The sequence below is a fragment of the Bradyrhizobium sp. WYCCWR15520 genome, from assembly GCF_056174665.1.
Genome location: NZ_JBWBWM010000014.1, coordinates 67,962 through 80,930 on the forward strand (window position 1 = coordinate 67,962; position 12,969 = coordinate 80,930).

At 64.2% G+C, this 12,969-nt stretch carries 11 protein-coding genes and 1 other RNA gene; 5 read left to right on the forward strand and 7 right to left on the reverse strand.

Going from position 1 to position 12,969, the window contains the following annotated elements:
* Position 1 precedes the first annotated feature (1 nt).
* From AC0QUY_RS17515 to tkt, 3 genes are all read right to left on the reverse strand, one after another.
* Positions 2-1,198 carry a phosphoglycerate kinase gene (locus tag AC0QUY_RS17515; RefSeq protein WP_475387720.1) on the reverse strand — a complete coding sequence of 399 codons (1,197 nt, stop codon included), beginning with the start codon at positions 1,196-1,198 and terminating at the stop codon, positions 2-4.
* A 150-nt stretch (positions 1,199-1,348) separates the two neighbouring features.
* Positions 1,349-2,356, reverse strand: a complete 1,008-nt coding sequence (gap, locus tag AC0QUY_RS17520) for a type I glyceraldehyde-3-phosphate dehydrogenase (protein ID WP_065752092.1) — start codon at positions 2,354-2,356, stop codon at positions 1,349-1,351.
* Positions 2,357-2,496: 140 nt separating this feature from the next.
* On the reverse strand, positions 2,497-4,482 hold the full coding sequence (tkt, locus tag AC0QUY_RS17525; RefSeq protein WP_475387721.1) for a transketolase: 1,986 nt from the start codon (positions 4,480-4,482) through the stop codon (positions 2,497-2,499).
* A gap of 287 nt (positions 4,483-4,769) precedes the next feature.
* Here tkt and AC0QUY_RS17530 point away from each other — a divergent pair, with 287 nt between their 5' ends.
* From AC0QUY_RS17530 to AC0QUY_RS17550, 5 genes are all read left to right on the forward strand, one after another.
* Positions 4,770-5,090 carry a DUF4164 domain-containing protein gene (locus tag AC0QUY_RS17530; RefSeq protein ID WP_161850162.1) on the forward strand — a complete coding sequence of 107 codons (321 nt, stop codon included), beginning with the start codon at positions 4,770-4,772 and terminating at the stop codon, positions 5,088-5,090.
* Entirely contained in the window at positions 5,087-5,470 is a 384-nt protein-coding gene (locus AC0QUY_RS17535; protein ID WP_057863148.1) for a cell division protein ZapA, read from the forward strand. Before AC0QUY_RS17530 ends, AC0QUY_RS17535 begins: the two co-directional genes overlap by 4 nt.
* A 220-nt stretch (positions 5,471-5,690) precedes the next feature.
* Positions 5,691-5,851, forward strand: a non-coding RNA gene (gene ssrS / locus AC0QUY_RS17540) — 6S RNA.
* Between the two features lie 166 nt (positions 5,852-6,017).
* A complete protein-coding gene (locus AC0QUY_RS17545; RefSeq protein ID WP_161850160.1) occupies positions 6,018-6,593 on the forward strand; it encodes a 5-formyltetrahydrofolate cyclo-ligase in 576 nt (191 codons plus the stop codon).
* Positions 6,594-6,596: 3 nt separating this feature from the next.
* On the forward strand, positions 6,597-7,418 hold the full coding sequence (locus tag AC0QUY_RS17550) for a TIGR00282 family metallophosphoesterase (protein ID WP_475387722.1): 822 nt from the start codon (positions 6,597-6,599) through the stop codon (positions 7,416-7,418).
* A gap of 9 nt (positions 7,419-7,427) precedes the next feature.
* On the opposite strand, the gene AC0QUY_RS17555 is transcribed toward AC0QUY_RS17550, so the two are convergent.
* The 4 genes from AC0QUY_RS17555 to AC0QUY_RS17570 form a co-directional block, all read right to left on the reverse strand.
* A complete protein-coding gene (locus AC0QUY_RS17555; protein ID WP_475387723.1) occupies positions 7,428-9,635 on the reverse strand; it encodes a xanthine dehydrogenase family protein molybdopterin-binding subunit in 2,208 nt (735 codons plus the stop codon).
* 5 nt (positions 9,636-9,640) lie between these two features.
* Positions 9,641-10,657, reverse strand: coding sequence for an FAD binding domain-containing protein (locus tag AC0QUY_RS17560; protein ID WP_475387724.1), 1,017 nt, complete (start codon positions 10,655-10,657; stop codon positions 9,641-9,643).
* Complete coding sequence (locus AC0QUY_RS17565; protein WP_475387725.1) at positions 10,654-11,169, reverse strand: (2Fe-2S)-binding protein; 516 nt, start codon at positions 11,167-11,169, stop codon at positions 10,654-10,656. Before AC0QUY_RS17565 ends, AC0QUY_RS17560 begins: the two co-directional genes overlap by 4 nt.
* A 336-nt stretch (positions 11,170-11,505) precedes the next feature.
* Positions 11,506-12,930: a methyl-accepting chemotaxis protein gene (locus tag AC0QUY_RS17570; protein ID WP_475387726.1), complete on the reverse strand. Its 1,425-nt coding sequence runs from the start codon at positions 12,928-12,930 to the stop codon at positions 11,506-11,508.
* Positions 12,931-12,969 lie beyond the last annotated feature (39 nt).

Below are 12,969 nucleotides of genomic sequence, written 5' to 3' on the forward strand. Positions count from 1 at the left end.
TTTAACGCTGTTTCAGAACTTCCACGCCGGGCAACGGTTTCCCTTCCATCCATTCGAGAAACGCGCCGCCGGCCGTCGAAACATAGGAAAAATCGTCGGCCACGCCGGCCTGGTTCAGCGCCGCGACGGTGTCGCCGCCGCCGGCGACCGAAATCAATTTCTTGGCCTTGGTCCGCTCTGCGGCGTGCTTCGCCGCTACTATGGTGCCACGGTCGAACGGCGTCATTTCGAACGCGCCGAGCGGGCCGTTCCAGACCAATGTCTTGGCGTCATCGATCGCGGCGTGAATGCGCGCGGTCGATTGCGGGCCGACATCGAGGATCATGCCGTCGGCCGGAATGGCGTCGAGGCCATAGGCATGCGAGGGCGAGTTGGCCGCGAAGTGATAGGCGACCACGGCATCAACGGGGAGGATGACGGCGCAGTTCGCGGCCTCGGCCCTTTCCATGATGCGCAGCGCGGTTGCCGCGAGATCTTTCTCCGCCAGCGACTTGCCGACGCTGACGCCCTGCGCGTGCAGGAAGGTGTTGGCCATGCCGCCGCCGATCACCAGCGCATCGACTTTGGTCACGAGGTTTTCGAGCAGATCGATCTTGGTCGAGACCTTGGCACCGCCGATGACCGCGATGACCGGCTTGGTCGGCGCTTCCAGCGCCTTGGAAAGCGCGTCGAGCTCGGCCTGCATGGTGCGGCCGGCATAGGCCGGCAGCTTGTGGCCGAGGCCTTCGGTGGAAGCGTGCGCACGGTGCGCGGCCGAGAATGCGTCGTTGACCCAGATGTCGCCGAGCTTGGCGAGTTCGGCGACGAACGCCGGATCGTTCTTCTCTTCCTCTTTGTGGAAGCGGGTGTTCTCCAGGCAGAGGATGTCGCCGTCCTTCATGGCGCCGACGGCCTTCGCTGCAGCCTCGCCGATGCAGTCGTCGGCAAACGCAACCGGCTTCTTGATGACCTCGCCCAGCGCCGTCGCGACGGGCTTGAGCGAATCCTTGGCATCGCGCCCCTTCGGGCGGCCGAAATGGGCGAGCAGGATGACCTTGCCGCCCTTGTCGGAAATTTCGGTGATGGTCGGCGCGACGCGCTCGAGCCTTGTCGCGTCGGTGACGCGGCCGTTCTCCATGGGCACGTTGAGGTCGACGCGCAGCAGCACGCGCTTGCCCTTCACGTCGACGTCATCGAGGGTGCGGAATGATTTTGTCATGGGCGGGCTCGGACTCTCGGCGGTCATTCCGGGGCGATGCGAAGCATCGAACCCGGAATCTCGAGATTCCGGGTCTGGTCCTTCGGACCACCCCGGAATGACGGAACAAGAATGCCCGGCACAAGGCCGGGCATGACGACATCTAGAATCTTACAGCAGCTTCCCCATCGCAACGGCCGTGTCGGCCATGCGGTTGGAGAAACCCCATTCGTTGTCGTACCAGGACATCACGCGCACCAGCGTGCCGTTCTGCACCTTGGTCTGGTCCTCGTGGAACGTGGACGAGTGGGGATCGTGGTTGAAGTCGATCGAGACGTTCGGCGCAGTAGTATAGCCGAGGATGCCCTTGAGCTGCTGCTCGGACGCGCGCTTCATCGCTGCGTTGATTTCCTTGGCGTCGGTGGCGCGCTTGGCGACGATCTTGAGGTCGACCACCGAGACGTTCGGGGTCGGCACGCGGATCGCGACGCCGTCGAGCTTGCCCTTGAGCTCGGGGAGCACGAGGCCAATCGCTTTCGCCGCACCGGTCGAGGTCGGGATCATCGACATCGCCGCGGCGCGGCCGCGATAGAGGTCCTTGTGCAGGGTATCGAGCGTCGGCTGGTCGCCGGTGTAGGCGTGGATCGTGGTCATGAATCCCGTCTCGATGCCGACGGTGTCGTTCAAGACCTTGGCGACCGGCGCCAGGCAGTTGGTGGTGCAGGAGCCGTTGGAGACGACCAGATGATCCTTGGTCAGGGTGTCATGATTGACGCCGAACACGATGGTCGCGTCGGCATTGTCGGCGGGCGCCGAGACCAGCACGCGCTTGGCGCCGGCAGTCAGGTGTGCGGAGGCCTTGTCCTTGGCGGTGAAGATGCCGGTGCATTCCAGCGCGATGTCGACGCCGAGCGCCTTCCAGGGCAGCTTGGAGGGATCGCGCTCGGCGGAAACCTTGATCTTGCCATTGCCGAGGCTGAGCGAGTCGCCGTCGACGGTCACCGTGCCGGGGAAGCGGCCATGCACGGAGTCGAAGCGCAGCAGGTGGGCGTTGGTCTCGACCGGGCCGAGATCGTTGATCCCGACCACTTCGATATCCTTGCGGCCAGATTCCGCAATCGCCCGCAACACGTTGCGGCCAATGCGGCCAAATCCGTTGATCGCGACGCGGATTGCCATGCTGGTCTCTCCTCTAATAGCCGGTGCCGGCCCCGCGGAGTCGTTCCACGGAGGGGCTTACGGCGGAACGCCCGGTTCTGCCGGGCGGGAACGGTCAAGATGGGGGTCTAGGTAGTCCTTTTTCCCCAAGAGCTCAACCGTCAGCCCAGGCCCTTCACGGCAGCGTTAACGACGGCCTCGGCGGTAATTCCGAAGTGCTTGAAAAGGTCCTTGGCTGGCGCGCTGGCGCCGAAACCGTGCATGCCCACGAATTCACCATCGTGGCCGATGATGGCATCCCAGCCCCACCGTACCGCGGCCTCGATGGCGACCTTGACCGGTGCATTGCCGATGATGGCTTGCTGGCGGTCCGCCGGCTGCGCCAGCAACAGCTCCAGCGAGGGTACCGAGACCACCCGCGACGGGATGCCGCGTTCAGCCAGTTGCTTCTGGGCGGCCACGGCGACCTCGACCTCGGAGCCCGAGGCGAACAGCGACACCTTGGCCTCACCCTGGGCTGCGACCAGTTCATAGGCGCCATGCGCGCAAGGGTTATCGTTCGGCGCGTTGGTGCGCAGTTGCGGCAGGTTCTGGCGGGTCAGCGCCAGCACCGTCGGACCGTCGACACGGTTCAGCGCGAGCTCCCAGCACTCGGCGACCTCGACGGCGTCGCAGGGGCGGAACACGCGCATGTTGGGAATGGCGCGAAGTGCTGCGAGATGCTCCACCGGCTGGTGCGTCGGTCCATCCTCGCCGAGCCCGATGGAATCATGGGTCATCACATAGACGACGCCCGCGCCCATCAGCGCGGCAAGCCGCATCGCGGGCCGCGCATAGTCCGTGAACACCAGGAACGTCGCGCCGTTCGGCGCGAAGCCGCCATGCAGGAAGATGCCGTTCATCGCCGCGGCCATGCCGTGCTCGCGGATGCCGTAATGGATGAAGCGACCCTTCGGCGTCTTGGCCGAAAACGCGACAGCCGATTTTGCCTTGTTGTTGTTGGAGCCGGTGAGATCGGCCGAGCCGGCGAGGAATTCCATCGGCATCGCAGCCGCAATTGCCTCGATCGCGGATTCGGAGGATTTCCGCGTGGCGACATTCTGCGGCGATTCCAGCAATGCCTTCTTGTGCGCGCGCAGCGCCTTCGACAGCGCGGCCGGCCGCTCGTGCCGCATCCGCCGCTCAAACTCGGCGCGCTTGCGGGGGCCGAGCTCGGCGAAAACGCTTTCCCATTCCTGGCGCGCGGCAGCGCCACGGCTGCCGGCCTCACGCCATGCCTTCAGCACATCGTCAGGTACCGAGAAGGCTTCCAGCGAGATGCCGAGCTTTTCCTTGGCGCCCTTGAGCTCGTCGGCGCCGAGCGCCTCGCCGTGGGCCTTCGCCGTGCCGGCCCGCGTGGGCGCGCCATAGCCGATGGTGGTCTTGCAGGCGATCAACGACGGCTTGTTGGATTTCTGCGCGCGGGTGATCGCGGCGGCAATCGTCTTCGGATCATGGCCGTCGATCAATTCCGCCGCCCAGCCGGCGGACTTGAAGCGCTTCACCTGATCGACCGAATCGGCGAGCGAGGTCGGGCCGTCGATCGAGATGCCGTTATCGTCATACAGCACGATCATCTTGTTCAGCTTCCAGTGCCCGGCCAGCGCGATCGCTTCCTGCGACACGCCTTCCATCAGGTCGCCGTCGGAGGCGAGCACGTAGGTGTGATGGCCGACCACCTTCTTGCCGAACTCGGCGGCGAGCATCTTTTCCGCCAGCGCCATGCCTACCGCGGTGGCGATGCCCTGGCCGAGCGGGCCGGTGGTGGTCTCGACGCCGCTGGTCTCGAAGTTCTCAGGATGGCCCGGCGTCTTGGAGCCGAGCTGGCGGAAATTCCTGATCTGGTCGAGCGTCATGTCCTTGTTGCCGGTGAGGTACAGCAGGGCATAGAGCAGCATCGAGCCGTGTCCGGCCGAGAGCACGAAGCGGTCGCGGTCCGGCCAGTTCGGATCAGTTGCATCGAATTTGAGGAACTGTGTGAACAGCACGGTCGCGATGTCGGCAGCGCCCATCGGCAAGCCGGGATGGCCGGATTTCGCCTTTTCGACGGCATCCATGGCAAGCCCGCGAATCGCATTGGCCATACGGGTGTGATCGACTTGCGTCATGATGAAAATCCGCCTGAAATGAGGTGCTTGGTTAGGGGTACGTACCGGGCGAAGGCCGGAATACGGGCGTGCTTAGGGGAAAGTGCGGGCTGGATAGCACCTCAATCCCCCCGAGTCCAAGGCGGGGAAACGCCCTTCCGGTCCAAAAAGTTGCTTAGCAGTGCATAGCTTCGCGTCGGCGTTGCGCTTCCCTCGCTTGCCACGTAAATTTCGGGCTCTAACCGCTTGCCGAACCGCGGATTTTGCTGCCGTCCGGCGGGCTCACGCGAAGGTGCGCGCTGTCTCTCATGAGCGATCGTCACACTAACGGTATCGGCAATGCCGAGCCGGTCCAAGTCGACATCGATGTCGCCACTCGGCGCCTGATGCTGGCACTCGACGCGCTCGAGGCTGCGGCCGAGCGGCGGCGCGATGCCGACCGCGACGAGAACGAACTGGCGAGCCGGATCCAGGCGCTCGGCGCCGATCGCTCGCGTCTTGCCGACGAACTCGACGGCTCGCTGGTGAAGACGCGCAGGCTGGAGCGCGCCAATCGCGAGATATCAGAAAAACTCGATGCCGCGATCGGCACCATCCGCGCGGTGCTCGACGCCGGAGAGGATGAATGAGCCACATCAACGTCACCATCAACGGCCGGCAGTACCGCATGGCCTGCGAGGAAGGGCAGGAAGTGCGGCTCCTCAAACTCGCCGAGAGCCTGGAATCGCGGGTCGGAGAGTTGCGCGGCAAGTTCGGCGAGATCGGCGATGCGCGGCTGACGGTGATGGCCGCGCTGACGGTGTGCGACGAACTGGTCGATGCCAACGCGCGCATCCGCGCGCTGGAGGGCGAACTCGAAACCCTGCGCAACGTTCGCACGGCCGCCGCCGACCGCGCCAAGGCCACCCAAGTGGCCGTCGCCAACGCCCTCAACGCCGCCGCCGACCGCATCGAAAAGACCACGCAGGTGATCAACCGCACCATCGGCAACGGCGTCGCAATCGGGTGATGTCTCTTTCACCCTCCCCTGGACGGGTCGAGACGAGCGAAGCTCGCTCTTGGGGTCGCCGCGCAGCGGCGGGGCGGGGTGACAGTCTATCGTCGTCGATGGTGTCTGAGGCGCAGGGGCCTCCGTTCACGTGCGCCGCATAAAGCCACGCAAAAGCGCTCAAGCACCGCGTTGAGATCACCGCTGGCGGATTCCGCCCGTAACGCCTACATTGGTCCTTGCGAAGCTGCGTCGCGCGTCAGGAGCCATATATCCCCGGGGCCTTATCGATCCTTTAGGGAACTGTCCCTGGCCGGGTCCGTGGATCCGGACATATGGTGCCCACCTACTTTCGTAGGGAACTCCGGGATCGAGTGCTTCAACGGCGATCGCGGCTTCGCACTCTTGTTTGTTCTTGCTCGTGACTTTGTCCTACCCGCGCACGTCCCGTCATACCCCGCGCATGCGGGGTATCCAGTACGCCGCGGCGTCTCGGTTGAATCACTGAAGTCTCTGGAATACTGGATCACCCGCATTCGCGGGTGATGACGGCGAAGAGCAGCATGGCATGACGACAACCCTCTCCAAAGCCGACCTCCGCACGACAGCGCTCGCCAAGCGCGACGCATTGAGCGACGAGCAGCGCGCCGCTGCAGCGCAGGCGATCGCCAAGCGCGGCCTGCCATTTGGAATCGAGCCGGGCCTCGTTGTGTCAGGATATTCGCCGATCCGCAGCGAGATCGATCCGGCGCCCCTGATGCGCAAGCTCGCCGGGCAGGGCGCAAAGCTCGCGTTGCCGGCCGTGCTGTCGCGCGGAAAATCGCTGGCGTTCCGCGCGTGGTCGCCCGACGATCGCCTGATGCTGGGCCCGCTCGGCATCCTCGAACCATCGCCTGCGGCCGAAGAACTGATTCCCGACATCATGCTGGTGCCGCTGGCGGCGTTCGACCGCGAGGGTCACCGCATCGGCTATGGTGCAGGACATTACGACTTCACGCTGGCGCATTTGCGAAAAGCCAAGGCGATCACGGCGATCGGCGCCGCCTTTTCCGTGCAGGAAATAAAAACCGTTCCCGCGCTGCCGCACGACGTGGCGCTGGATTATGTGCTAACGGAAAAGAAAGTGTTCGATTTCCGGAGCTGAACTTTGCGTATTCTTTTCGTAGGCGACGTGGTCGGTCGCGCTGGCCGTACCGCGATCGCGGAACATCTTCCCGGCATGATCAGGGGCTGGGCGCTCGATCTCGTCGTCGTCAATGGCGAGAACTCCGCCGGCGGGTTCGGCATCACCGAGACGATCTATCAGGAACTGCTCGATGCCGGCGCGGATGCCATCACGCTCGGCAATCACGCCTGGGATCAGCGCGAGGCGCTGGTGTTCATCGAGCGTGCGCCAAAGCTGATCCGCCCCGCAAACTTTCCCAAGGGCACGCCGGGCCGCGGTGCGGCGCTGGTCGATACCAAGAACGGCAAGCGCGCGCTCATCGTCAACGCCATCGGCCGCGTCTTCATGACGCCGTTCGACGATCCGTTTCAGGTCCTCAATCGCGAGCTCGAGGCCTGTCCGCTCGGCGAGGCGGCGGACGCGATCGTGATCGATTTCCATGGCGAAGCGACCAGCGAGAAGCAGGGCATCGGCTATTTCTGCGACGGCCGCGCCAGCCTCGTCGTCGGCACCCACACCCATGTGCCGACCGCGGATCACCAGATTCTCGCCGGCGGCACCGCCTACATGACCGACGCGGGCATGACCGGCGACTATGACTCTATCATCGGGATGCAGAAGGAGGAGCCGCTGCGGCGCTTCACGACGGGCATTCCGTCAGCCCGCTTCGAACCGGCGGCCGGTGTTGCGACACTCAGTGGCGTTGCAGTCGAGACCGATGATGCCACCGGCCTCGCGCTGCGCGTTGCGCCGGTGCGGGCCGGCGGCAGGCTCGAGCCGGCAGTGCCGGGATTCTGGAGCTGACAAGTCCTCTCAATTGAACTGAATCACCTTGTCCAGCGTGATCGGCAGGTCGCGCACGCGCTTTCCCGTTGCATGGTAGACCGCGTTGGCGATCGCCGCCGCGACGCCGACGATGCCGATCTCGCCGAGGCCCTTGATGCCGAGCGGGTTGACCATCTCGTCCGGTTCGTCGACAAAGATGACCTTGATGTCGTGGATGTCGGCATTCACTGGCACATGGTATTCGGCGATATTGGCGTTCATCACCCGTCCGAAGCGATGGTCGTAGAGCGTTTCTTCGTGCAGCGCCATGCCGATGCCCCAGACCACGCCGCCCATGACCTGGCTGTGGGCCGTCTTGGGGTTGAGAATGCGGCCCGCGGCGACGGCTTTGACCACGCGAGTCACGCGGACGATGCCGATCTCTTCGTCGACCTTGACCTCGGCGAAGATCGCCGAGTGCACATTGCGCGCGTGAGACTTGTCTTCGGAAGGCTGGTTGGTTTCCTCGCGCGTGATGCGCTCGGCCTTGCCTGATTGCATCGCGCTCGCGATCGAGACCGCGCGGCCTGCATCCCGCTTGCTGACGATCTTGCCGTCGATCAGCGCAACGTCGTCTACGCCGGCGCCCGACAGCGGTGAATCCGTCGTCGTCTTTGCAAGCTCCAGCAAGTCGCCGCGAACCGCGCGGGCGGTATTCGCGATGGCGTTGCACACGGATGATGCGATCCACGAGCCGCCTTCCACCGGACACTGCGGCAGGGTGGAATCGCCGAGCTTGACGCTGATATTGTCGATCGGCAGGCCGAGCATGTCGGCCGCCACCTGCGCCATGATCGTGTAGGTTCCGGTGCCGATATCGGAGGCGGCGGTCGCCACTTCGGCGTGGCCGTTCGCCGTCAGCACGATGCGGACCGTGGCCGGCACCTGCAGCGCTTCCCATACGCCGGATGCCATGCCCCAGCCGACCAACTCGCTGCCGTCGCGCATCGAGCGCGGCTCGGCGTTGCGCTTGTTCCAGCCAAACACCTCCGCGCCCTGCGCGTAGCACTCGCGAAGTTGCTTGCTGGTATAGGGAAGGTCCTCGCCCTGATGGCGGTCGGAATAGCATTGCAGCCGTAACTGCACCGGATCGGTCTTGAGCGCGGTGGCAAGTTCGTCCATCGCGCATTCCAGCGCATAGACGCCGGTCGCAGCGCCCGGCGCCCGCATGTCGCAGGACGTCGGCAGATCGAGCTTGACGAGTTTGTGCTCGAATTTCGCGTTGGGACTCTTGTAGAGCAGATTGCCCCAGCCGGTGTCGTTGCGCGCAAATTCCTCGAACTGCGAGGTCACGGCGATGGCTTCATGTTGCATGGATTCGAGTGTGCCGCTGCTGCTCGCGCCGAGCGCCAGCCGTTCGATGCTCGCCGGCCGGTAGCCGAGCGCGTACATCTGCGCCCTCGTCACCATAACGCGGACCGGGCGCTTGAGCGCGGTAGCTCCCAGCACGGCCAGCACGACCTGATATTGCGGACGCAAGCCCGCGCCGAAACCGCCACCCATATAGGGCGACATGACACGAACCGCGTTGGGCTGCAGCTTGAAAACCTTGCAAAGATACTGCTGGACGTTCTGCACTCCTTGCGTCTTGTCGTAGACGATAAGCTGGCCGTTCTCCCAGATCGCGGTCGAGGCAAACAATTCCATCGGATTGTGGTGCTCGGTCGGAATGGTGTATTCGGCCGCGTGGCGGACGGCGGCGGACGCAAATGCCTTTTCGGCATCGCCGCGCGGCTTCTCCGACGTGTCGATGGCATACGCCCTGGTGCGCTCTGCGTGCAGGTCGGTGACGTGCGGCTCCTTCTGGTATTCGATCCTCACCTGCGAGGCGGCGACGCGCGCTGTTTCCCAATCTTCCGCCAGCACCAGCGCGACCGGCTGCCCGGTGAATTGGATCCTGTCGTCGTAGAGCGGGCGGTAGGGCGAACCCTTCTCGGGCGCGACCTCGTCCTTGTAGGCGTCATCCTTGTCGGCCATTGGCGGTCGATTGTGGTGGGTGAGCACGTCGATCACGCCGGCAATGCCCAGCGCGCCGCTGGTGTCGATGCGCACGATCCGCCCCTTCGGGATGACCGACTCGACGACATAGCCGTGGACGAGACCGGGAACGTTGAACTCGCCGGCATATTTGGCTTCGCCGGTAACCTTGGCCCGGCCGTCGACACGGGACGTCGCTGTTCCGATGTAGCTTGCCATTGCATTCACCGTATTTTCTTATCGGAGATCGATTGCGGCGTGCCTCGCGCAGCCTGACCAAGCGTCCGCACGATGGCGCGCCGCGCCAGGCCGATCTTGAAGTCGTTGTGTCCGAAACCCCTGGCGCCGCGCAGCAGGATGTCTGCGGCGTTCGCAAATGCGCTCGCGTCAGCGCGCTGGCCGCGCAGAACGACTTCGGCCGCCGAACTGCGCCATGGTTTGTGCGCCACGCCCCCGAGCGCCAAGCGTGCCTCCTTGATCGTGTCGCCGTCAAGCTCGAGCGCTGCCGCCACCGATACCAGCGCGAACGCATAGGACAGGCGATCGCGGATCTTCAGGTAGGAGTAGTTTGTGCTGAAACCTTTTGCCGGCAGTTCGATTGCCGTGATGATCTCGTCGGGCTCCAGATTGGTGTCGATCTGCGGTGTGTTGTCGGGCAGGCGGTGGAAATCCGCGAATGCAATGGTGCGCGCTCCGGCCGGACCTGTGACATGCACGATCGCTTCCAGAACGGCGAGCGCCACGCACATGTCGGATGGATGGGTGGCGATGCAGGATTCGCTCGTGCCCAGTATTGCATTGATGCGGTTGATGCCGTCGACTGCCGAACAGCCGCTGCCCGGTTCGCGCTTGTTGCATGGCGTCGTCGCGTCATAGAAATAGAAGCAGCGCGTCCGTTGCACGAGATTGCCGCCAGTCGACGCCATGTTGCGCAACTGCTGCGACGCACCAGCCAGAATTGACCGTGACAGCAGCGGATAGCGCGCTTCGATCAGCGGATGGTAGGCGAGGTCGGTGTTCGGGACCAACGCCCCGATCAGAACGCCGCCGGTCGCGGTCTCCTCCACGTTCCTGAGCGGCAGGCGTGAGATGTCGATCAGCCGGGTAGGCGTCGCGACATCGTACTTGATCAGGTCGATCAGGTTGGTGCCGCCCGCGATGAATTTGGCGGACGGGTCTGCGGCGATCTGCTTGATGGCGTCGGCGATGTCGCTGGCGCGCGTGTATTGAAACGGGGTCATGATCGCTCCATCGCCTGCTGAATCGCCGCCACGATGTTCGGATAGGCGCCGCAGCGGCAGATGTTGCCGCTCATCAGTTCGCGGATCTCGTCGGCCGTCCTCGCCTTGCCCTCGGCGATCAGGCCGGCGGCCGAGCAGATCTGTCCCGAGGTGCAATAGCCGCATTGAAACGCGTCGTGATCGATGAAGGCCTGTTGCAGCGGGTGCAGTTCACCGTTGCGTGCAAGGCCCTCGACGGTGGTCACCTCGGCGCCTTCCTTCATCACCACCAGCGTCAGGCAGGAATTGATCCTCCGTCCGTCGACCAGCACGGTGCAGGCGCCGCACTGGCCGTGATCGCAGCCCTTCTTGGTGCCGGTCAGGTCGAGACGGTCGCGCAGCGCATCCAGCAGCGTCGTCCACGGCGCGACTGAAAGCTTTACCTCTGCGCCATTGACAGTCAGTGTGACCGGGATTTTCTCCAGCGCGGCGGTGATCGTCGCTTTGGACTCCGCTGTCCCAGAATGCGTCATTTTCATCTCCGCCTGCTTCGGTGCTAGGGGATGTCATATCCGCGCGTTAGTACGATGACTTTCACCGGCCTGTTTGTCGTGCGCAAAAGCGATGGATGTGATATGCTGATTTTGCGGATCGGGCACACGCCACGATACGCGTCTGCAACGGCGAAGAGATTGGATGGCCCTACAGAAACGCCGTCGCGCTGCGCTTTCTGCAGGCGGCCTGCGGCAATTCGGGCGAAGCGACGCGTGCTATTTGATGAAATGTGCGATTACATCTTGTGGGCCATGGCGTCGCCCCAGTGACGGCGCCCGCATGTCGAAGGCCAAGTCACGACAACCGATTATGCGTTAGTTTTGCCGAAAACCCATCCGGAAGGCGCCCCAGTGGCGGCCGCGGATGAAGATCGGTGACGACAGGTCTTTCATCAGCACGAAATTGCCGCCGCCCATGTCGCGCCGGTAGGTCTGCAGCAGAAACGGTTTTGTGTTCGCCGCCACCTTCTTCACCGCGCGGTCGTTGAACAGGCGGCGGTTGCGGCAATTGGCGTTGTTCCAGACCGGATCGGGGCCCTGCGGCAGGCGGTAGTTCGGATTGTGGGTCGGCAGATAGCCGCCTTTGGCCCAGGCGACGCAGAACACGATGCGCGGATCGGATTTCTGGATGGGATCCTGGATCTCGGGCAGCACGCGGTCGGTGAAGTCGACGTAATTGGTGAGATACTGCTTGGGATCGGTGCCGGATATCTCGCGGTACTTCTCGTCCATGAACTGGTCGAGCGTGATCTCGCCGCGGTCGATCGCGGCCTCGAATTCGGTCGAGATGCGCTTGGCGGTGTCGACGACGACGCGGATCAGCGGTGCATCCGAGGTCTCGACGCCGCTGTCGGCGATCAGCGCGATCAGGCCTTCGGAGGTCTCGAGCAGCTTTGCCACCCGGTCGTCTGCGTGCTTGAGATCGTGCGAGGAGAGGTCGACGCCCTTGGCGAGTTCGCTGAGCTCGGTGATGACAGTGTCGCAATGGCCGAGATTGGACGTCGCGGCCCTGGCGACGCCGTCGATCTCCTGGCCTACGGACGCGATGCCCTGGTGCACGCGCGCGATGATACCGCTGATCTCTTGTGCGCCTTCACCGGCGCTCTTGGCGCGGAGTGAGGCGTCGCTGCTCTCGCCGATCAGGCTGCCGATCTGGCCGTCGAGATCGCGCATGGTATCGGAAATCTGTTGCGTGGCCTGGCGAGTCCCCTCGGCCAGGTTCTTCACTTCGCTCGCGACCACGGCAAAGCCGCGGCCGGCGGTCCCGGCGCGCGCTGCCTCGATCGTGGCATTGAGCGCCAAGAGGTTAGTCTGCTTCGCAATCGCCTCGATCGAGCCGGAAACTTTTGCAACCTGCGACAGCGCCGAGCCGACGGCGCTGAGCCGGGCCTCGATGCGGCCGACCGCTTCGACGAGTTCGGCGATGTGCTGGACGGCCGCATCCACCGCACTGCGCGACTGAACGATCTCTACGACGGCTGCGGACATGGTCGATTGCACCGCCTGCGATGCGTTGGCGATGTCGCGGTTGGCCGAGACCATCGTCTCGGCCGTCTTCTGCAGGTGGTGGAACCGCTCCGACTGGTTCGCGACGCGGCTCGCGACCTCCTGGACGTTGCCGGCGATATCGGCAAGCTCCACGCCGAGCCCGCCGATGCGGTCGGCGAGCTGGTCAATGAGCCGTTCGGCCAGTGTCTGGTTGGATTGCGTGTCCAGGACTGCACGCTGCACAACGGACATATCAGAGCATTCTCCAGTCGGAGCCGATGATCGGCCCAC

Excerpts from the sequence above, each read along its gene's own strand:
- AC0QUY_RS17560 (WP_475387724.1), bottom strand. The coding sequence starts at position 10,657 with ATGACCCCGTTTCAATACACGCGCGCCAGCGACATCGCCGACGCCATC.
- AC0QUY_RS17515 (WP_475387720.1), bottom strand. The coding sequence starts at position 1,198 with ATGACAAAATCATTCCGCACCCTCGATGACGTCGACGTGAAGGGCAAG.
- AC0QUY_RS17545 (WP_161850160.1), top strand. The coding sequence starts at position 6,018 with ATGACGACAACCCTCTCCAAAGCCGACCTCCGCACGACAGCGCTCGCC.
- AC0QUY_RS17565 (WP_475387725.1), bottom strand. The coding sequence starts at position 11,169 with ATGACGCATTCTGGGACAGCGGAGTCCAAAGCGACGATCACCGCCGCG.
- tkt (WP_475387721.1), bottom strand. The coding sequence starts at position 4,482 with ATGACGCAAGTCGATCACACCCGTATGGCCAATGCGATTCGCGGGCTT.
- AC0QUY_RS17535 (WP_057863148.1), top strand. The coding sequence starts at position 5,087 with ATGAGCCACATCAACGTCACCATCAACGGCCGGCAGTACCGCATGGCC.
- AC0QUY_RS17555 (WP_475387723.1), bottom strand. The coding sequence starts at position 9,635 with ATGGCAAGCTACATCGGAACAGCGACGTCCCGTGTCGACGGCCGGGCC.
- AC0QUY_RS17570 (WP_475387726.1), bottom strand. The coding sequence starts at position 12,930 with ATGTCCGTTGTGCAGCGTGCAGTCCTGGACACGCAATCCAACCAGACA.
- gap (WP_065752092.1), bottom strand. The coding sequence starts at position 2,356 with ATGGCAATCCGCGTCGCGATCAACGGATTTGGCCGCATTGGCCGCAAC.
- AC0QUY_RS17530 (WP_161850162.1), top strand. The coding sequence starts at position 4,770 with ATGAGCGATCGTCACACTAACGGTATCGGCAATGCCGAGCCGGTCCAA.